This is a genomic window from Thermanaeromonas toyohensis ToBE (genome assembly GCF_900176005.1).
GTDB lineage: Bacteria > Bacillota > DSM-521 > Neomoorellales > Neomoorellaceae > Thermanaeromonas > Thermanaeromonas toyohensis.
Window position 1 is genome coordinate 2,982,379 of sequence record NZ_LT838272.1, and the last position, 18,623, is coordinate 3,001,001.

General features: G+C 46.1%; 19 protein-coding genes. 4 read left to right on the top strand and 15 right to left on the bottom strand.

What is annotated here, in order from left to right:
• Nucleotides 1–8: 8 nt before the first annotated feature.
• Entirely contained in the window at nucleotides 9–1,463 is a 1,455-nt protein-coding gene (gatA, locus tag B9A14_RS15055) for an Asp-tRNA(Asn)/Glu-tRNA(Gln) amidotransferase subunit GatA (RefSeq protein ID WP_084666650.1), read from the bottom strand.
• Between the two features lie 38 nt (nucleotides 1,464–1,501).
• On the bottom strand, nucleotides 1,502–1,786 hold the full coding sequence (gene gatC, locus B9A14_RS15060; RefSeq protein ID WP_084666651.1) for an Asp-tRNA(Asn)/Glu-tRNA(Gln) amidotransferase subunit GatC: 285 nt from the start codon (nucleotides 1,784–1,786) through the stop codon (nucleotides 1,502–1,504).
• Nucleotides 1,787–2,099: 313 nt separating this feature from the next.
• Here gatC and B9A14_RS15065 point away from each other — a divergent pair, with 313 nt between their 5' ends.
• Together B9A14_RS15065 and B9A14_RS15070 are read left to right on the top strand one after the other, a co-directional pair.
• Nucleotides 2,100–2,588: a hypothetical protein gene (locus B9A14_RS15065; RefSeq protein WP_084666652.1), complete on the top strand. Its 489-nt coding sequence runs from the start codon at nucleotides 2,100–2,102 to the stop codon at nucleotides 2,586–2,588.
• Nucleotides 2,589–2,729: 141 nt separating this feature from the next.
• Nucleotides 2,730–3,089: a hypothetical protein gene (locus tag B9A14_RS15070; protein ID WP_157109983.1), complete on the top strand. Its 360-nt coding sequence runs from the start codon at nucleotides 2,730–2,732 to the stop codon at nucleotides 3,087–3,089.
• A 139-nt stretch (nucleotides 3,090–3,228) separates the two neighbouring features.
• Here the strand turns inward: B9A14_RS15070 and B9A14_RS15075 are convergent, their stop codons facing one another.
• The 5 genes from B9A14_RS15075 to B9A14_RS15095 all read right to left on the bottom strand — a co-directional run bounded on the left by B9A14_RS15075 (nucleotide 3,229) and on the right by B9A14_RS15095 (nucleotide 8,460).
• Entirely contained in the window at nucleotides 3,229–3,996 is a 768-nt protein-coding gene (locus tag B9A14_RS15075; RefSeq protein WP_084666654.1) for a CPBP family glutamic-type intramembrane protease, read from the bottom strand.
• Between the two features lie 104 nt (nucleotides 3,997–4,100).
• Nucleotides 4,101–4,919, bottom strand: a complete 819-nt coding sequence (locus tag B9A14_RS15080; protein WP_084666655.1) for an ABC transporter permease subunit — start codon at nucleotides 4,917–4,919, stop codon at nucleotides 4,101–4,103.
• Complete coding sequence (locus tag B9A14_RS15085) at nucleotides 4,916–5,905, bottom strand: ABC transporter ATP-binding protein (protein ID WP_084666656.1); 990 nt, start codon at nucleotides 5,903–5,905, stop codon at nucleotides 4,916–4,918. Before B9A14_RS15085 ends, B9A14_RS15080 begins: the two co-directional genes overlap by 4 nt.
• Before the next feature lie 168 nt (nucleotides 5,906–6,073).
• Nucleotides 6,074–6,283 carry a hypothetical protein gene (locus B9A14_RS15090; protein WP_084666657.1) on the bottom strand — a complete coding sequence of 70 codons (210 nt, stop codon included), beginning with the start codon at nucleotides 6,281–6,283 and terminating at the stop codon, nucleotides 6,074–6,076.
• Between the two features lie 212 nt (nucleotides 6,284–6,495).
• Complete coding sequence (locus B9A14_RS15095; RefSeq protein WP_084666658.1) at nucleotides 6,496–8,460, bottom strand: stalk domain-containing protein; 1,965 nt, start codon at nucleotides 8,458–8,460, stop codon at nucleotides 6,496–6,498.
• Nucleotides 8,461–8,791: 331 nt separating this feature from the next.
• On the opposite strand from B9A14_RS15095, the gene B9A14_RS15100 reads away from it, so the two are divergent.
• Nucleotides 8,792–9,394 carry a hypothetical protein gene (locus B9A14_RS15100; protein WP_084666659.1) on the top strand — a complete coding sequence of 201 codons (603 nt, stop codon included), beginning with the start codon at nucleotides 8,792–8,794 and terminating at the stop codon, nucleotides 9,392–9,394.
• Nucleotides 9,394–9,747: a transcriptional regulator gene (locus tag B9A14_RS15105; RefSeq protein ID WP_197686528.1), complete on the top strand. Its 354-nt coding sequence runs from the start codon at nucleotides 9,394–9,396 to the stop codon at nucleotides 9,745–9,747. Before B9A14_RS15100 ends, B9A14_RS15105 begins: the two co-directional genes overlap by 1 nt.
• A 297-nt stretch (nucleotides 9,748–10,044) precedes the next feature.
• Here B9A14_RS15105 and nagB read toward each other — a convergent pair whose 3' ends face one another.
• The 8 genes from nagB to B9A14_RS15145 all read right to left on the bottom strand — a co-directional run bounded on the left by nagB (nucleotide 10,045) and on the right by B9A14_RS15145 (nucleotide 18,531).
• On the bottom strand, nucleotides 10,045–10,782 hold the full coding sequence (gene nagB, locus B9A14_RS15110; protein ID WP_084666660.1) for a glucosamine-6-phosphate deaminase: 738 nt from the start codon (nucleotides 10,780–10,782) through the stop codon (nucleotides 10,045–10,047).
• A gap of 210 nt (nucleotides 10,783–10,992) precedes the next feature.
• Nucleotides 10,993–11,814, bottom strand: a complete 822-nt coding sequence (locus B9A14_RS15115; protein WP_084666661.1) for a carbohydrate ABC transporter permease — start codon at nucleotides 11,812–11,814, stop codon at nucleotides 10,993–10,995.
• Nucleotides 11,811–12,680, bottom strand: coding sequence for a carbohydrate ABC transporter permease (locus B9A14_RS15120; protein WP_084666662.1), 870 nt, complete (start codon nucleotides 12,678–12,680; stop codon nucleotides 11,811–11,813). The genes B9A14_RS15115 and B9A14_RS15120 overlap by 4 nt, the downstream gene beginning before the upstream one ends.
• A gap of 7 nt (nucleotides 12,681–12,687) precedes the next feature.
• Nucleotides 12,688–14,043, bottom strand: coding sequence for an ABC transporter substrate-binding protein (locus tag B9A14_RS15125; protein ID WP_084666663.1), 1,356 nt, complete (start codon nucleotides 14,041–14,043; stop codon nucleotides 12,688–12,690).
• Complete coding sequence (locus tag B9A14_RS15130) at nucleotides 14,027–14,959, bottom strand: ROK family protein (protein ID WP_157109984.1); 933 nt, start codon at nucleotides 14,957–14,959, stop codon at nucleotides 14,027–14,029. Before B9A14_RS15130 ends, B9A14_RS15125 begins: the two co-directional genes overlap by 17 nt.
• Nucleotide 14,960: 1 nt before the next feature.
• Entirely contained in the window at nucleotides 14,961–15,812 is an 852-nt protein-coding gene (locus B9A14_RS15135) for a MurR/RpiR family transcriptional regulator (protein WP_084666665.1), read from the bottom strand.
• Nucleotides 15,785–16,510 (bottom strand): N-acetylmannosamine-6-phosphate 2-epimerase, encoded by a 726-nt coding sequence (locus B9A14_RS15140; RefSeq protein WP_084666666.1) that lies wholly within the window; start codon nucleotides 16,508–16,510, stop codon nucleotides 15,785–15,787. The genes B9A14_RS15135 and B9A14_RS15140 overlap by 28 nt, the downstream gene beginning before the upstream one ends.
• A 305-nt stretch (nucleotides 16,511–16,815) precedes the next feature.
• Nucleotides 16,816–18,531 (bottom strand): FAD-dependent oxidoreductase, encoded by a 1,716-nt coding sequence (locus tag B9A14_RS15145; RefSeq protein ID WP_084666667.1) that lies wholly within the window; start codon nucleotides 18,529–18,531, stop codon nucleotides 16,816–16,818.
• Nucleotides 18,532–18,623 lie beyond the last annotated feature (92 nt).

Sequence of the window (18,623 nt, forward strand, 5' to 3'; positions counted from 1 at the left end):
CACCACTCCTATACTTCAGGCCACCGGCGAAAGTTTCCGGTAGCCTGCTCAAAAGTATAAGCCACCCGGAAAAGGATCTCCTCGTCAAAGGGCTTAGCTATAATCTGCAAGCCTACCGGCAACCCTTGAGCGAAACCGCAAGGGATGGAGATGGCTGGCAGGCCCGCCATATTGACCGGGATGGTACATAAATCAGACATATACATGGCTAAAGGATCCCCCACCCTCTCCCCCAACCGGAAGGCCACCGTAGGAGAGGTAGGCGTAACTAAAACATCATACTTTTCAAAGGCCTGGTCAAAGTCGCGGCGGATGAGACTCCTAACTTTGAGGGCTTTGAGATAATAAGCATCGTAGTAGCCAGCGCTCAAAGCATATGTACCTAGCATGATGCGCCGCTTAACTTCAGGACCGAATCCTTCCCGCCGGGTCTTCATATACATGTCCACCACATCCTTCCCCGGGAGCCGGAACCCATAAGCCACACCGTCATAGCGAGCCAGGTTGCTCGAGGCCTCGGCCGGGGCTACCAAGTAGTAAGCTGGAAGAGCGTACTCTGTATGGGGCAGGGAGGTTTCCTCGCAAAAAGCCCCCAGATCGCTTAAGCGGTCTATGGCCTGCCGTACTACGCTCACCACTTCACGGTCCATCCCCGGCCCAAAGTATTCCCTGGGTACACCTATCTTTAACCCTCTAACATCTTGTCGCAGAGCAGCAAGGTAGTCCGGAACAGGTAGGTCTGCCGATGTAGAATCCAGGGGATCATGGCCAGCTATAGCTTGCAACACCAAAGCACAATCCGTGACATCCCGGGTTAAGGGGCCTATCTGATCTAAGGAGGAAGCGAAGGCTACCAGCCCGTACCGCGAAACCCTTCCATAGGTGGGTTTAAGGCCTACTACGCCGCAGAAGGAAGCCGGTTGACGGATGGATCCCCCTGTGTCAGAGCCCAAGGCGAAGAAGGCCTCCCCCGCCGCTACAGCTGCTGCCGAGCCTCCGCTGGAACCTCCGGGTACCCGGTCTAAATCCCACGGGTTGCGGGTGGGGAAGAAACGGGAGTTCTCAGTAGAAGATCCCATGGCAAATTCATCCATATTACATTTTCCTACTAAGATAGCTCCCGCTTCCCTTAATTTTCTTACTACAAAGGCATCATAGGGCGGGACCCAGTTCTCGAGCATCTTAGAGGAGCAGGTAGTGCGGATACCTTCTGTACACAGGTTGTCTTTCAGGGCCATGGGTATGCCTGCTAAAACGCTTAAACTTTCTCCCCGGGCTCGCGCCTCGTCTACGGCTTTAGCCTGCTCCAGAGCTTTCTCCGGGGTCAAGGTAACAAAGGCCTTCACCTTATCTTCTACCTGCTCTATCCTCTTAAGGATTTCTCTTGTAAGTTCCACAGCGCTTATCTCTTTGTTTTTAAGAAGCCGCGCAGCTTCATGGGCGCTTAAATAAAAAAGTTCCAAGGGATGAGATACCTCCCTTCATCTACAGCTATACGTGCTTAGACCACTCGAGGTACTTCGAACTGGCCTTCACGGGTAGCCGGTGCTCCTTCTAAGGCCTTCTCCCGGGGCAAGCTGGGTTTCACTACATCCTCCCGGAACACATTGCGCAAGGGTAAAACGTGGGCTGTAGGTTCTACTCCCTCCGTATCCAGGGCATTTAATTTCTCCATGTATTCCAGGATGGCATTTAGCTGCTTAGTATAAGCTTCTTTTTCCTCTTCAGAAAGGTAAAGCCGGGCTAAGAGGGCCACATGTTCCACTTCTTCCCTGCTTAAAGGCATACTTACACCACCTTAAGGAAGGTCTACCGGGAACATTATAACAGAGAAAAAACCTGAGGGCAAACGCTCGTGCGTTGCCCCGGACCCTCTCCACTTTCTCTCTGCTTCCACTCCGCTTTTCAAACATATGTGCTATAAAGTAAGGTTAAATTAATTCTATGACAAACTCACAAAAAACCGAGCACATGTTTATGAAAGCCTATGGTAACTACCATAGGAGCAGGAAAAAACGAAAAAAGATAGAACCTCCAATGGTAGAAAGGAAAAACCACCCCGACGAGCTTTTTGAAAAAACCGGAGGGTTATATGGCCGATGGGAAATAAAGCGACCTCCAGGGTTAACAGGTTTATAAGTTGTGAGGGCGTAGTTTACATGTTGCTATGCGGAATAGCCCTTCTAGTGTTGAGTTCATGCGGCCAGAGAAGTTTAGCTGAGGAAATTCAACTCGACTTGGATAAAGTTACTGAAGTGCGTATTCAAACTGCTCAACAATTGAGCCAGGCCTCAGCTCCACAAGGTTCTTTAAAATGGCATCGAATCTCTGGGGGAAAAGAGTTAACTTCATTTATCCAATTATTGGGGAAAGCTAAAAAGATCGAGCAAGCCCATACCCCATTTCCTCTAGGGGATGGTGTAATAACGCTCGTTTCGAAAACTCATGGTTTATATGGACTTAAATACTTTATTAAAGACCGCAAGTTGTTAGATATTCATAAAGGTATATGGTATTCATTTCCAGAAGGGTTAGATGAGGTTCTGAATCATTTAGAGGTAATCCCTATTATAAGTAAGTGGAATTGACTACCCTGATAATGAACAAATACAAAATTCTGGATGCTACTGTAATATGAGGAGGGATGAAATATAAAACGTGTTGTAAAGCTGGTGGCATTGATAGGGGTTATATGGGGAGGGTTATCCTTAACATTTGTTTTCTTTGTAATGAGAACCACACCACCCCAACTGGCAGCGGCTTTAGCCAGGCTCGGACCCTTTAGCGCTATAGCAGATTCATTCACTGCCGATAAAATCGCTTGTTTTCTCCCTGTGTTGCTTCCCTACGCTATTGGACTGGACTTAGCAATCTGGACCGTCGGTTTACTCCTTTGGCTAGGTAGCAATGGTTACTGGCCGGGAGCTGCTTTAGGCAGTTTCTTAAGCCTATGTCCAAGCCTGGCATGGATTGTTGTGGTGACGTTTACCTTACTTGGAGGGCTCGTAATCGTTGGAATAGCCTTTTTATTTTACTATATTACTGAGATACTATTGAAAAGTAGTAATACCAGTACACCTACGAAGTAAGATGAATAAACACTATAACGATCTAACTTTAATCTGGTATCAGAAAGAAGGCTTTGGAACCGTTTACAATAACCCGTATACCTCCTCTTTTTTAGGCCACGCTCCATAAGGTTCGTAAGCAGGAACTGGCAGGCGGCCGCTATCTTATTGCCGGCCACAACACGTGCCAGATAATATCAGACCAGAAATGAACGCCCACCGCGGCCACCAGGCCGCAACGGATATACTGCCAGCCCGCCAGGAGTCCTGCTATGCCGTTAAGAAGAAATACCTCGGCCAGAACAAGGTGCGGGATGGCGGCCGGACTTGGGAGTTTTAAAAGGAAGGCCACTGCCGGCAGATGGGCGGCCGCAAAGGCGAGGGCCGCAAATATATTCCCCAGCCATAACGCCACCCCGGTGGTCTCCCGGCGCTGCAAGAATAGGTTAAGTAAAAAGTTAAGTAAAAATGCCAATAATCCCAGTACGAACAGCCGGAACACGATCTCCTCGCCGATCCCTGCGGTGGCCGAAGCAAGGAGCGACAATGGGAAGGAAGGGTGAGGGAGCCCATCCCACCCCAGGCTTAGGGCGAACAGCCGGTCGAGCACTACCAATACGTTTCCTGCCACCAAACCGGTGACAAGCGGCGCGACTATCCATAACCTTAAGCCGGCATCCGGGCGGTAAATCCCCGGTAGACCCAGCCGCCGGGCGAACCAGAAGCCTACCATCCCCAATAGACCATAAACTGCTAGAATTAGACCTGCGCTGACCAGGGCTAGCTGCCATTGCGGTATCGCGGGCCAGGTTGCCTGGGGAGCAATTTCTTTCGGCGGTATCCGTAAATAAGTGATTAACACTAGCAAGGCATTGGTTACGAGCAACCCCCCAAAGGTTTTCATTTGCGAGCGAAGATCGGCTCTCATACTACGCTCCCTCCTCAATTAGGCAGCGGCACGGTTAAGGAATAGCAATCCGGGCCCACAGGACTGCATTTGCTTCCGGCTACTCTGGTATTTGATGATCCTTTTTATATCCTGCTAATCAAGTGGTTGCGAGAAAAGGTGCGCACCGCTAAAATCATCAGCACTCCATCAACTACCCATAAGCCCAAGCCGATGAGCAATGCCACGCCGGTACTTAAGTATAGAACTCCTGTTACCTGGCTGGCCACCAAGGCCAGGATAAGGATCACCAAGGATCCTGTTAGTTGGTAGGCCTCCATAAAAGTGCGGACGCGGGAGGAAATGAGTACCGTCACTACAGTTCCTAGGGTTGCAACGGCTGGTGTCACCCAAAACATCAAAGGCCACCAGGGCGCGGTAGGAAACCAGATACGCCCCATCACCTGCCAGCTTGCAGCGTTAACCACCACCGTATAGATGAGGAAATTCAACCAGGTTAGGGCCAGCGCAGGAGCTATGGAGGCCAGCACTTTGCCTAAGAAAAGTTCCCCGTCGCTTAAGGGCGTGTAGAGCAAAGCTTCTAGGGTTTGGCGCTCCCTCTCGCCCACAAAGGAATCTGCTCCTACCATACTGGCAAACATCAAGGGTATAATGAGGAACAGCGGTGCCAGGAAGAATCCCGTTATCAATACCACCCAGAGCTGTTGTCCGTTTAACCCGGCAAACTTTTCGGCCATAAAAGGGGGTAGTCCTCGCTTAGAAAGTAATACGTCCAGCGGGGGGCTGGATGCCGAAGGAAACAGCGCAGGCAACAGGACTACCGCCAAAGGCAGGAGAACCGTAAAGATAAGCGGCACGAAGACGGCCGGCATCCAAGCCGCGCGGTTCTGCTTGGCTTCTTTGAGGTCTTTAAGGGCAATAGTGTACAGTATCTGCCAGTTCATCCCTTCACCACCTTCTCTTTATTTTCCCGACCGCTACCGTCAAGCCCAGCCTGGGCGATGTACCGCTGCTGTAGTTCAAGGTAAATCTCCTCCAGGGAACGTTCGCGGGGATTGACCCTCAAAATCTGACCGCCCCGGCGGGCCACCTCGGCCACTATGTAAGGTATCCTTTCGCGTCTATTTACTTGTACAGCTAGGTGGGTATGGTTGAGCACTACTTCCTTGACACCGGGAATAGCCCGCAAAGAGCTGATTAAGTTCTCCGGCGGCAAAGCCCAAAGTTCCAGGTCTACCCAGGAGGCAGGCCACAGCTTGCGCTCTAGCTCCACCGGGGTACCTAGGGCAAGCAGGTGCCCGCGGTTAAGCACTGCTACCCGGTCGCACAGGTGCTGAGCTTCGGCCAGGTTATGGGTGCATAAGAATACCGTATGGCCGCTCTGCTTAAGGTCCTTAATCAGTTCGTTCACCTGATGGGAAACCTCAGGATCCAGACCGGCGGTGGGTTCATCCAGGAAGAGGAGCGGAGGGTCGTGAATAAGGGTCCGGGCCAGGGCCAGCCGCTGCTTCATCCCCTTGCTGAAAGCACCTACCTTATCGTCGGCCCGCTCGGATAATCCAAAGGTGGCCAGCAATTTTTCTACGCGGCGGGGCAAAACCGTTGGGGGAACCTGGTACAGAGCTCCAAAGAAAAGCAAGTTTTCGCGGGCCGTCAGACGTTCATATACCGCTGGTGCTTCTGTAAGCACGCCGGTAAGCTTGCGAACCTTGGTTCCCTGCGTCACAGGGTCTAGGCCTATGACTAGGGCCCGGCCCCCTGAAGGAGTGAGCACGCCGTTCAGCAGGCGTACCAGGGTGGTTTTGCCAGCACCATTAGGGCCCAATACTCCGAAGATCTCCCCAACCTTAATACTGAAGGTAACACTGTTTACGGCCACCACTTGACCGAACCTTTTGGTTAGGTTTTCAACCCGGATAACCTCTTGCAAGCCTCGCCCACCGCCATTCTTTTAAGAATCAAAGGCTGTTTTAGTTATCCTCCCTACCAGGGGCATAATTATTTTGATAGCCATCGAATTAAATTATAACTTTTTGCTCCTGATGGATCAAGCCTCCACCAAAAGCTGAAACAGTTGTTGGCTCAAGGAACTGACTACTCAACATCCAATAAACCTTCGGCTTCGGCTACCAGTGTCGATGTGCCGCACTTTCAGACCGATACTAGGAAATTTACTAAACACCCGTCCACCCACCCAACCCAGGGTGACGCGGTGGTCAAACCATTCAACATAAGCATACAGGCTGCCGATTACTATAACTGCTAAAGCCACGAGAAAAGCTATCGCCCGCATAATAAGTTTGCTCATAATTTTACCTCAAAGCAAGGCTACTCAACATCCCTTTTAAAATGTAAGAGTTCGCTTTTAAGGTGCTGTCTTTGTTGAGAGTTAGCCAAAGGTCATAAACAAATTTATCTTTGAAAATTAAGGCATGCTGTTCCAGCAAGGGAGCAGGAAATTTTAGGCTCCAGCCTGGTGGGATCTGAAACGAGAAAGGAAAAGAAGGCGGTTCTATGTTCTCAAGGAGATTCTACCTCCGTCACCTTAAGAACCGGCCCCCGCATATAGAAGTTAACCCCGTCCAGCAAAATCCCACGGACAGTCACCTGTTGGCTAGCTTTGGCTTCTAGAAAAGCTTTTATAGTCTCATTTCCTTCTTGGGGAATAAGGACCAACCGCCCTTCTCTCGTTTCCAGCTCAAAGTGACGCCCTTCGACCTCGCTTATCTTAAGGGTGCCCGTAAATTGGGCTAGTTTAGTTGCAGAATAAATGCTCACCCAAGGCGGAAGGTAATTTCCGTAGTAACCGAGGGTACCCACCAGCCCTTTTACCAGCTCTACCTCGGACCCCGCAGGAAGCAGCTTGCTCCAAAGGGAACTCCGGTTGTAGTTAGTTAGGCGCAAGTAAAACAAGTACCGCCCGTTGGAAGAAACCATAGGCACAGAAGCAGAGCTGTTTGCTGATCCATCGGTTAAAGCTCGCACGCCAATACCCTCACTCCAGCAATAGATCTTCTGCCCAGGCACAAGCCCCCCTTCGAGTATATCCTTTCCCCAGGGATATGCTTCTGGTCCCCGGCAGAATAGCAGGGTAGGGATAGGCATAGAAGTCCACACCGGATTAGTATCCACCTGTCCTTCCTGCCCTAGGTTTATAATTTTCCCCCCAGCACTCATGTCTACAATGTGCAGTTTCTTGTTCACCGTGGCTTCCCTTCCCGTACCTGCGATGTAAGCCAGCAGGTTACCATCCGGCGACCACACCAGCCAATCCTGATACGGCAACCCCGTACCTAAAACCAAAGGTTTAGCAGGCTGCTTTAGATCCAGCACTTCAATCGGTACGCCGTCACTAGATAAGGAAGCCGAGTTGAATCTTAAATAGTAAGCCAAGTAACGCCCATTAGGAGACCACTTAAGCCCAGTAGCCACCCAGAGGAAGATGGGTTCCTTTGCTCGCTCTACCGGGCTACCTAAAGTGAGCAAGTTAGTCCGTTCCCCGCTTAGAAACACGCGTTCAATGTGCAATGGGTGCTGTTCATCTCGCGGGAAAGACACAGCCAGGCTTCGGCCATCAGGAGCCCAAGCATAATCTATTACCCTGCTTTTATCGGGCAATAGTATCTCAACAGTCACTTTGTCCCCAGCTAAAGTAGCAATTTTTAAATTGTAATCGGGGTTGTCTCCGGGTTCCTGGGTGCTAAAAGCGATCTTATTGGCGACCGGCGACCAGCTTGGTCTCCCCCATACCGGTTTAGAATCCACCTTAAAAGCCTGGGTACCATCCCCCCTAGTCACCCATAGGTACCAAGGTGCGCCTTCAAAAGCTTGGTGGAGATACATTAGCCACTGGCCATCAAAGGACCAACCCAAGATCTGGACTATACCTTCGTGGGTTATCCGCATGGGCTTTGCTCCAGCCTCTAGGCCCTCTACAAGCCACAAATGCCCGTTGCTAGTAAATGCTACTTTAGCAGGAAAATCTCCGTAGTAGACCCTTTGGGGAACTGTAAGTTCTTCCGGGATCTTTAATAAGACCAGATTATTCTTACCCTCCCATTGCACTTCCATGCCCAGGGCTTCCGCTACAGCCCTTAAAGGTACTAGGACCCTGCCGCGCATATTCTGTACAGGAAGGCCCAGTTCTATAGCCTTGCCATTTAAATAGGCCTTTGGACTACCGACAACTAGTTTAAGTCTAGTATTGCCGCCTTTGGTAACAATTACAGAATCCGTTCCTTCTTCCCACTGCACTTTATACCCTAGAGCTTCAAAGGTGCTGCGCACGGGTACTAAAAGGCGGTCGGATATAAAAATAGGGGTAATATCTAGCCTTTGCTCTTCCCCGTTAGCCCAAATAACATTAAGCCCAACCTTTGTAACGCCACCTTCGCATGAAACAGCACCGTACCCGGCTACTCCTATCCCACCTAATGCTCCCATAAACGTTACTGCCAAAAACATCGTTAAAGCAACTAGCCTCATAAAGAAACCTACTCCTTTTCCTAAAATATAATTTTCCTAAAAATATAACACTGCCGGAGGAAGTTTTGTGGCACTCATGGTGCAAGTTCCAATTAGTACAATTTGCTATATCTTCCATAAATCCTTCTTGTTACCTGAATAATATTCGCCTCCAACCTCCTTTTAACAAGACCCAGTTGACCGATTCATACAATTTACCCCAAATTTTCCGGCGCTTTTCTGTGAAATCATCAATTCTAAAGACTGGCTCTTAGCATTATCCGCTTGACAAAATACTTTCTTCCATAATATACTTTGTATTGCAAAGTTACCCAAAGGAGGAATACACTTGATGAAGCCTGAAAATGTCCACCAAAGCCTAGCACTAATTCAGGAAACCCTGGTCAGGATGCGCCGGGAGTTTTTTTCTCCCGACGGTCCTGTCTATAGGTGCTGGGGGTTCACATGGGGCATCGCTTTCGCCCTCACCCACCTGCTGGTCTCCCATAGAGACTGGGTCGGGCCGTGGATGGGGGTGGCTATTAGCTCAACCTGGATGGTTGCCATTCTGGTTGCGATGGCCTACACTTATCGCCACTACGCTGGTCTACGGGACGTTTCGTCGCCGGCGGGACGTCGTATCTGGTTGGTCTGGATGATCGCCTTTCTCCTGTTGCTCCTAACCGTTGGCCTAACAGGTTCCTCCAACTGGCTGGTGGGTATCTGGGCCGTCTACACCGTCAGCATTCTCTATCTTATGATGGGGGCGCTGTACTTTGATAACCTGCAGATGGGTACTGGTCTGTGGCTCGGGCTGGCTAACCTGTTTGCGGCGTGGCTGGGGGAGGGTGTCTACGACCTGGCCATGGCACTGCTAGGGGGAGGCGGTCTGATCGTGGCAGGATTGCTCCACGATCGGATTCGCGCTGGCAGGGACGACCAGGAGCCACGATGATGGAAATGGTTGGGGGCCCCTTTTCTTTACCACATCTCGACGAAAACATCCACCCGCCAGCGCGACTGCAAATCATGACCGTGCTTTGTGGGTTGCCGGAACGTGATCGCATCGCCTTTACCAAGCTTCAGGAGCTTTTGGGCTTCTCGGCGGGAAATTTAAGCACTTGCCTGGCACGGCTGGAGCAAGTCGGCTACGTTAGGATGGAGAAAGCCTTTCGCGGGAAACGGCCTGTCACGTGGATCGCAGCAACGCGGCGGGGGCGCCAGGCCTTCGAGGAGTACATTCAGGCTCTTCGCCGCTACCTTAACGAGGTAGATGCGATAAGGCTCCAGGGCGGAGGATCTGGTTAAGGATTGCCATGGTGATTCCTTTGCGCCACGAAGTTTGCCTGTCAAGGAAGGCCGCCCCGGATTGATTGGTTATCATCCCCCTAGGAGAGGCAAGATAATATAGCATTCAGAAATAGAATTATCCCCTTTACGCTACCATAGCAAATAAAAGCATAACATACCACCTATTCCTTGACCTAACACGTTTGGAACTCAACTTTTTTCCCTAGATCTCAGGCTTGCTTAATATTTCCTTTAATGTATTTGTTCCTGGAAGCAAGGTTTTTACCCTCCTTAAGCTTCTTCTAGGATTTAAATTCAAGTAAGGCTTCCCAAAAACTTAGCCGCCTCTTTATCTACAATTACCACTAGCCCTGGATGGAGCTGGAGTATAGAGGCAGGTACACTTTTATCTACCGGACCTTTTAAAGCCCTAGCTATTATGTTAGCTTTGCTCTCCCCATAGGCTAAAAGAAGTATCCGGTTAGCCCTCATTATGGTCTTTATGCCCATGGTAAGGGCAAACCCCGGTATACCTTCCCCTCCTTCTTCTTCGTTGTCTTTTATGGTCTCCGGGGTAAGCTGGGCCAGATGGGTTAGGCTCCCCCATTCGGTACCCGGTTCGTTAAAACCTATGTGGCCGTTACTACCTATCCCTAAAACTTGCAGGTCTATACCCCCTGCTTCCCTTATGGCTTCTTCGTATCTTCGGCATTCTTCCTCTATGTCTTGGGCTCCCCCATCAGGAAGATGTATGTTTCCCCGGGGTATGTTTAGGTGTTTAAAAAGGTTTTCCCACATGTAGTAGTGAAAGCTCCGCTTGTCTTCGGGAGAAATACCATAGTATTCGTCTAGGTTGAAGGTTTTTACCCGGGAAAAATCAAGCCCTTCTTCTTGGTGTAGCCTTATTAGTTCGCGGTATAGCCCTAAGGGGGTTTTGCCTGTGGCTAGTCCTAGTACGGTGGTAGGTTTTTCCTTTATCTGTTCTGCTACTCTTAAGGCTGCCTTCCTACTTAGGTCTTGGTAGTCTTCTGCTATTATTAGCTCAGGATGCACTCTTTATCTTCCCTCCTTAGGCTTCTTTTCAGGTATGGTATATTATCTCCCCTTTTATCATGGTGAGTTTTACTTCCCAGTTGGGGTTCAAGATTATTTCCCTTTACTTCCGCTTCTCCTCCGCCATGTATGTGTAGGTATTAATTTGGTGGGGTGTGTATACCCGGCTCGCTGTTATTAGTATCTTTTTCTTCTTCCCACTTGCCCCTTTTATCCTTTTACTGCTCCCATTGAAAGTCCTTTTACAAGATAACGTTGCACGAACAAGGCAAAAACAAGCGGAGGGATCACAGAAAGGGAGACAGCAGCTGCAATATCTCCCCATCGAATACCGTAAGCTTGTATAAATAGCGTTGACCCCACTGTTACGGTTGTTGCTTTTACATCGCTTAAAATACGGACAAATAAAAATTCATTCCAAGTAAATATGAACGCTAGAATAGCCGCCGCTGCTGCTCCAGGTGCAATGAGAGGAAATACAATGCGCGTTAGAATTCCGTAAGTGGAACATCCATCAATCATGGCTGCTTCCTCTACTTCCCTGGGAAATTCTTGAATAGAACCTACAAGAAGCATTAAAGTGAGCGGAGTATTCATAATAATTCCTACCCAAATCAATCCTACTCGGGTATCTAATAAATTTAAAAACTGGAACATCATATAGTAGGGAATAGCAAAAACTATAGGAGGCAATAACCGCAAACTTACTACAAAAGGAAAAAATCGCTTTCTACCAACACCCATTCTGACTATAGCATAAGCAGCTGGAAGACTCAGCAGTACAGCTCCAATACTTGCCCCAAATGCTATAATAAAGCTATTTGCAAAAAACAGCCCAAACGGATAACCTGAACCATAAAACACATTTTGGTAGTGCTCAAGTGTTGGTGAAAATATCCATTTAGGAGGAAAAGAAGAAATATCAGCGTCGCTTTTTAAAGAGGTTAAAAAAGCTATTGCCAAAGGAGAGCTAAAGGTTACCACGGTAATTAGTAGAACAATCCCAAAAGCAATATTTCTCAACGTCCTCACGAGTACTCCTCCCTTTTAAAGACATATCTCATTGCTAATGATAGTGGAAGTGCTAATATAAAAGTTAGCAAAATGCTTGCTGCTGCTGCTTCTCCCAGATTCCCCTCTAAAAATGCCTTTTTGTATATAAAAAGGCTTACACTTGTTGTAAGATCTCCTGGCCCACCATTAGTTAAGACATAGATCATATCATATACCTTAAAAGCATCTATGCCTCGCAAAAAAGCTGCTATAGCAAGAGTGGGAACAAGAAGGGGAAAAATGATTTTTGTAAAAACATGATAAGAATTAGCCCCATCAATCTTGGCAGCTTCATAAAGCTCTTCAGGAATTGAGGTAAGTCCAGCATAGGCGATAATAAATACAAAAGGAATCCATTGAAGAGCATCAATCATGATCAAGGTTAGATTTACCCATTTTGGATCAAATGGATTCCCGGGCAGCCCTAGCTGTTTCATGTAATATGGTATAATCCCTACAAACTCATTTAATCCTAACCGAAAAATCAAAGCAAATAGGGAAGGAGCTACCATCATGGGAAGTAATATTACACTAATAACTACTCGTTTCCCCCTAAAACTTCTATTGATAAGGATAGCTAGCGCTACTCCAATTACCAATTCCACAGCAGTAGCAAACAGTGAAAACCTTGTGCTATAAATAAGTGAATGTCTAAAACTAGCATCGCCCAAAATGTGGAGATAATTAGTTATGCCAATAAACGGTTTATGACTGCCGGAAAGCTTAAACCCAAAAAAGCTCATGTAATAAGAATAAGCGGTGGGGAAGACTATAAGTGTCAACACCGCCACCGCTAAAGGCCCAATAAATACGTAAGCTTCTTTTTTCGATTTTATTTTATACATCTGGTTTTTACTTCCCCACTTTCTGACTAACTTCTTCCTGAACTTTTTTGAGGGCGCTATCTATATCAATTTGGCCAACCCAAGCTGCCGAAAGATATTTTGCCATAATTTCTAACACAGGAAATACATTCCCACTAGTATCTTCGACAAACCCATATTTCTCGCTATGCTCAGCGATATAAGGAAATTCGGGGCGTTTATCCTTCATTCCTTCTAGAATATCTTTTACAGGAGGAATTCCCCCGTTTTCAGCATAAACCTTCATGGCATCTTTTGTGGCAAGATATTTTAACCATTTCAATGCTGCTTCTTGTTTGGGGGAGGACTTGTTAAGACCCACTCCTAAAACATGAATATGTGTAGCATGTTTGGGACCTGGAATAGGGGCAATCCCTACTTTATCATAAACCTTTTCGCTCTTAGATTTATCAGTGAGTTCATGATATGCTGCGCTCCACTGTAAGATAAGCGCTACTTTTTCAGTTTGAAAAGCTTGGTTTGTTTCAGGATATTCAAAGGTCGTCGAAGTCGGAGGAGTTAACTTCTTTTTAAAGATATCCACATACACTTGAAGTGCTTTCCTTGCTTCTTCTGTGTCGAAATTCGGCTTGCCATCCTTAGTGTACCAGCTTCCTCCAAACGAATAAAGCACATCGTTCCAAATCATTACGTTATATATTAGATTTTTTAACTGTAATGCTGTTCCGTATTCTGTTGGGGATACTGGGTTGTATTGTTTAGTAAAGAAAGCGGAGGTCGCAATAAAATCATCCCAATCCCATTCCTTAGGATCTTTAGGAGAGAGTTCTTTTCCTACAATTTGTTTACTAATTTCTCTATACTTGGCCTGCCAATTTGCATCGCTTAAAAGTTTCTCAATCAAATCTTTGCGGTAATACAAAAAGTGGTTACTTATGTCCATTGGAATCCCGTAAACATTTCCTTCATTTTTAAGTGCGTTAATGCTTGTATCAATGAACATATTTAATCCTTCTATTTTATCTTGAAGTGGAACTAGATGCCCTTTATGTTCACCAATTTTGTACGTCGCTGTAAAGTAAATGTCTACATCTTGACTGTTAGCCGCCATCATAGCTGCTTCTTTTTCCCAAAACCCTTCTCGAGGAGCAGGAAGCATTTTTACCTCAACCCCATCTTTGGCTCCTTGCCCCTCATTATATTTGGCGATCACCTTTGACATAGCTTCACTTTCTGGTCCTGGCCAATAGAGCATATTAACAATTTCCCTTTTTCCTGAAGCCGAAGTATCTGAAGCCTTTTTTCCACCCGCAGCACACCCACCTACTAAAGCTGCTAGAGTACCCACTATAAGAATAGCCAATATTTTACTCCATTTCTTCATTATAGAGTTCTCCCTCCTTCAAAAATAAGCTTGCAGCTCCCAAAATCATAGCATCTCCTCCTAGTTGAGAAATTGATAGCCTAAACGTAGGCTGCCTTGTAGGATTAAGTTGATACTTTACCATATCCATAAGCTTTTTAAGATATGGTAAAAGCTCTTTTGCAATACCACCCCCCAGAATAATCTTTTGAGGATCGAATATAGAAACTAAGGAAGCAAGAGCATTGGCAAGATCTTCTAAAAAGTCCTTTATTATCTCTGCCTCTAGCTCTTTTCCTAATAAACTATTTTTAAGGATTTCCGAAGCCTTCATTTTAATGCCTGTTTTTTCTTCATATCTTTTTGTTAAAGCTGTTGCGGAAACATAGGCTTCTAGACATCCTTTCCTTCCGCAAGGACAACTTCTACCGTTAGGATGAATGATTAAGTGTCCTATTTCGCCTGCGGCTCCAGTAGAACCTCTAAAGAGTTTCCTGTTTATTACAATAGCTCCTCCTACTCCTGTACCTAAAGCCAAGCATAGAAAATGTTGAACACCCTTAGCTTCGCCAAAATAGAGTTCTCCTAAGGCCATTGCATGTACATCATTTACCACTTTAACAGGAAGATAGGTTTCGCTTTCAACTATTTTTTTCAAAGGAATACCGGTCCATCCTGGAAATGTATTCGTGGCACCAAGGATACTACCATCAAAACCCACTTGACCGGCTGTTCCAATACCTATCCCTAGGACACTTTGCTCTAAAAGTTCTTTAATAATAGATAACACGCGCCTGACAACATGTAAACCACCTTTATCTGCTTCAGTCGATATTTCAATTACCCTTTGTAAAGACCCGTCTCTACTTACAAGAGCACCTCGAATTTTGCTTCCCCCTACATCGATCCCTATTACCCTCATTTCTTCTCCCTTCACTTTAAAATAACTTTTCTAAGACTGCTTTAGCCGTTTTATTTAGACTTTGAACAGCTTTATCCTTTAATCTTATTGCTACACTTGTATACAAAATATCTAATATATGAAGCTGTGCAATTTTTGAGGTTAAGGCACCGCTTCTGAGCGGAGTCTCTTTTACAGAGGTTAAAAGTACAATATCTGCTACTGAAGTTATAGGCGACCTCGCATAATTTGTTATACATATGACCTTTGCCCCAGCTTTTTTCGCCAATCGACAAGTTTCTACAGTATCTTTTGTACTTCCAGAAAATGATATACCTACAGCAACATCTTTTTCCCCTAAATTTACTGCAGATATAGCCTGAATATGTGCATCTAGCATAGCATCAACATTTAATCCCAACCGTAAAAACTTATATTTGGCATCTAAGGCTGTATATCCCGAAGCACCCACTCCATAGAACTCAATTTTATTTGCATTAACTATTGCATCAACTGCTCTTTCAAGTTCTTTCAGAGAAAGCAGCTTAACGGTATTTGATAATGCGGTAATATTTTCTGTTGTAATCTTTTGTACTAATATATCGATAGAATCTTCAAAGGAAATATTTTCATGAATATTCATTTCGGGCCTAACTATATCTTTTGCAATATTAAGCTTAAAATCTTGAAAACCTGTTAGCCCTATGTGCCTACAAAATCTTATTACTGTGGTCTCTCCACATCCACACTTTTCTGCCAGCTCCGTTACCGAAAGGTATATAACGTTATCAAAATTTTCCAGTACATAATCTGCTACTTTTTTTTCCGCCTTCGTTAAGGAGTTATAAATACTTCTGATCTTTAAGAGGATACTACTTTGTTCTTGCAACCTTTGCTCCTCCATTCAGTTATATAGTTTACAAAACGTCTGGTTATTTCTTGGGGTCTTGTAATTGCTGTACCAACAACAACTGCATAGGCCCCTTTTTCAAAAGCTTTTATAGCTTGTTCTGGTGTCCATATTCTTCCTTCCGCGATCAAGGGCACTTTCACATCTTTAGAAAGCCTTTCAATTAATTCAAAATCGGGTTCATCTATTTGAGGGCTATAATCTGTATACCCTGAGAGCGTGGTGGATATTAGATTGAAGCCCAAATAATAAGCTTCGATCCCTTCTTCATAGGTCGATATATCTGCCATAATTAAGGTTTTAGGATACTTTTGTCTTATCATTGTAAAAAATTCCGCTGTTGTAATGTTCCCCGGTTTACATGCCTTTGTCGCATCTACTGCAACAATGTCAGCACCAGCTTTGATTACCTTATCAACTTCTTCAATTGTTGGAGTTATATAGGGTTTATATCCCTCATAATGTTTTTTTATAAGTCCAATTATCGGAAGTTTTACTTCCTTTCTAATTGCTAATATATCTTCATACCCGTTTGCCCTTATTGCTACTGCCCCACCTAATTCAGCTGCTTTTGCTATCCTAGCCATTATAAAAGAACTGTGAAGGGGATCATCTACTGGTGCCTGACAAGAAACAATTAGTCCCTTTTCTAGACGTCGTAATATATCCATAGCCATCTCCTCTAATATATAGATTCGCTCTCTGATAAAAAAATCCTCCTTTTTGTGATGAAAAAGTGGATTTATTTTTTTATTCTATTATCTACTGGCTCCTTGCGAGGAAGAGGTGGCTAAAGCGGAATTCGGTTTACCTAGAGCGGGTCCTCTCTGATGGGTCTAATGGGTAAGCCCGTAAAGGAGGCCCTGCCTTATGGAGGCTCAAATAAATAGGTTGGGGACTTTCCCCCGAAAGCCCAAGCCCATGCCGGGCGCACACAAAAAAGCGCGGTTATTACCGCGCCACCTTCCTTTATAATCTTCCTTTATTTCCCTTTGACTACCTCAAAAGGCCAGGCCGCAAGGCCTCCTTCCATAAAGAATACCCGGGTAAAACCTAAACTCTTTAAAATTAGCTCCGCTTCATATCCCCGCAGGCTTATCTTACAGAAGGCTATAATATCTCTGTCCCTGGGGAGGCTTGCCGCCTCCTGCCGGAGCTTGCCTAAAGGAATATGCCGCACCTGGGGGTAGGGTAGGCGTATTTCTTCTACTTCCGCTGGCGTCCGCACATCCAAAAGGAGCAAATCCTCTCCTCGCTCAAGACGTTCTTTAACCTCCAAGGGGTTTAAGCTTTGAGCCAGCCCATCTAGCTTATTACGCAGGGCATTAGCTGCATGAGTCAAAGGATCGAGGGCTGTAGAGTAAGGAGGAGCATAAGCTAGATCTAGATTAGCCACCTGGTCTATTGTAGCTCCTAAAGTAATAGCAGTTGCCGCCACGTCCACCCTTTTAGCCACTTCTCCTGGTCCCACAATTTGAACACCTAGAAGCTTACGGGTAGCTTTATCCGCTACCATTTTTATAATAATAGGTTTGCTGCCCGGGTAGTAATGGGCCCGGTCCGGGTTAGGGCAGATAATAGTTTCTACTTTATAACCGCTAGCCCTAGCCTCCTTTTCCGAAAAGCCTGTACGGCCTACGTTATAATCGAAGGCTTTGAAAATAGCTGTACCCAGTACCCCTGGAAACTTTTCGCGGCCTCCAGTAACATTAGCCCCTAGAACTCGACCATGCCGGTTGGCTGTAGAGCCTAAGGGTAAATAAATTGGTTTACCATTCAAAACATGAATATTTTCTACACAATCACCGCCTGCCAGGATATCAGGATCGTCTGTTTCTAAGTATTCGTTAACTATTATTCCTCCTGAGGTTCCAAGGCGCAAGCCAGCCACCTGGGCCAAGGCAGTATTAGGCCGCACCCCTGTAGCTACTATCACCATATCGGTGGGAACCATATCTTCTTCTGTAATTACTGCTTTAACTTTCCCCTCTTCGTCCCCTTCTAAACGTAATACCTTACAGCTTAAACGTAAATCCACCCCTTGGGTCCGCAAATGTTTAGCTAAGAGGGCTGCCATATCTGCATCTAACTGGGCACTCACCAGCTGAGGAAGGGCTTCCATAAGAGTTATTTTAAACTCCCGTCCATAGGTTTGGGCGGCGGTCTTAAGGGCATCAGCCACCTCTAACCCGATAAGTCCACCGCCAATGATAACTACCTTTTCTACCCGACCGCTAGCTAAAGCGTCTCTAATAGCTGCCGCTTCTTCTAGGTTTCCCAAGGTATAAACTCTGCCTAAATCCAGGCCCGGGATAGGGGGCCTAACAGGGGTACTTCCCGTAGCCAAAATCAACTTGTCATAAGGTAAAGTTTTGACTTCCCCTGTCTCTAAATTCATCACTCGCACTTCTTTAGCTTGACGATCTATAGAAAGAGCTCGGGTACGAGTAAGAACGTTTATCCCTTTAATCCCCTTAAAATAGGCTGCATCCCTTACTACACCTGCTGGTGTACACATCAACTCCTCCATTTCTTTTACTACCCCAGCTATGTAATAAGGCATGCCACAACCAGCATAGGAAAGAAAACTTCCCTGCTCTACTAAAGTAATTTCAGCCTCTGGATCTAACCTACGGGCTCGAGCAGCTGCCTTGGGTCCCGTCGCTACTCCTCCGATAATAACGATTTTGCGAGCCATAAATCGTCCCCCTCAAACTCGCTCCTATTAGAACATATTTTTTTGTGACCAGTATAGCACCTATTAGAGCATAGGTCAATAATAGTTTAAGA

Coding starts and splice junctions, on each gene's coding strand:
- B9A14_RS15120 (WP_084666662.1), bottom strand. CDS start 12,680: ATGTATAAAATAAAATCGAAAAAAGAAGCTTACGTATTTATTGGGCCT.
- B9A14_RS15095 (WP_084666658.1), bottom strand. CDS start 8,460: ATGAGGCTAGTTGCTTTAACGATGTTTTTGGCAGTAACGTTTATGGGA.
- B9A14_RS15070 (WP_157109983.1), top strand. CDS start 2,730: ATGAGAACCACACCACCCCAACTGGCAGCGGCTTTAGCCAGGCTCGGA.
- B9A14_RS15065 (WP_084666652.1), top strand. CDS start 2,100: ATGGGAAATAAAGCGACCTCCAGGGTTAACAGGTTTATAAGTTGTGAG.
- B9A14_RS15125 (WP_084666663.1), bottom strand. CDS start 14,043: ATGAAGAAATGGAGTAAAATATTGGCTATTCTTATAGTGGGTACTCTA.
- B9A14_RS15075 (WP_084666654.1), bottom strand. CDS start 3,996: ATGAGAGCCGATCTTCGCTCGCAAATGAAAACCTTTGGGGGGTTGCTC.
- gatC (WP_084666651.1), bottom strand. CDS start 1,786: ATGCCTTTAAGCAGGGAAGAAGTGGAACATGTGGCCCTCTTAGCCCGG.
- B9A14_RS15090 (WP_084666657.1), bottom strand. CDS start 6,283: ATGAGCAAACTTATTATGCGGGCGATAGCTTTTCTCGTGGCTTTAGCA.
- B9A14_RS15080 (WP_084666655.1), bottom strand. CDS start 4,919: ATGAACTGGCAGATACTGTACACTATTGCCCTTAAAGACCTCAAAGAA.
- B9A14_RS15140 (WP_084666666.1), bottom strand. CDS start 16,510: ATGGCTATGGATATATTACGACGTCTAGAAAAGGGACTAATTGTTTCT.
- B9A14_RS15100 (WP_084666659.1), top strand. CDS start 8,792: ATGAAGCCTGAAAATGTCCACCAAAGCCTAGCACTAATTCAGGAAACC.
- B9A14_RS15145 (WP_084666667.1), bottom strand. CDS start 18,531: ATGGCTCGCAAAATCGTTATTATCGGAGGAGTAGCGACGGGACCCAAG.
- B9A14_RS15105 (WP_197686528.1), top strand. CDS start 9,394: ATGGAAATGGTTGGGGGCCCCTTTTCTTTACCACATCTCGACGAAAAC.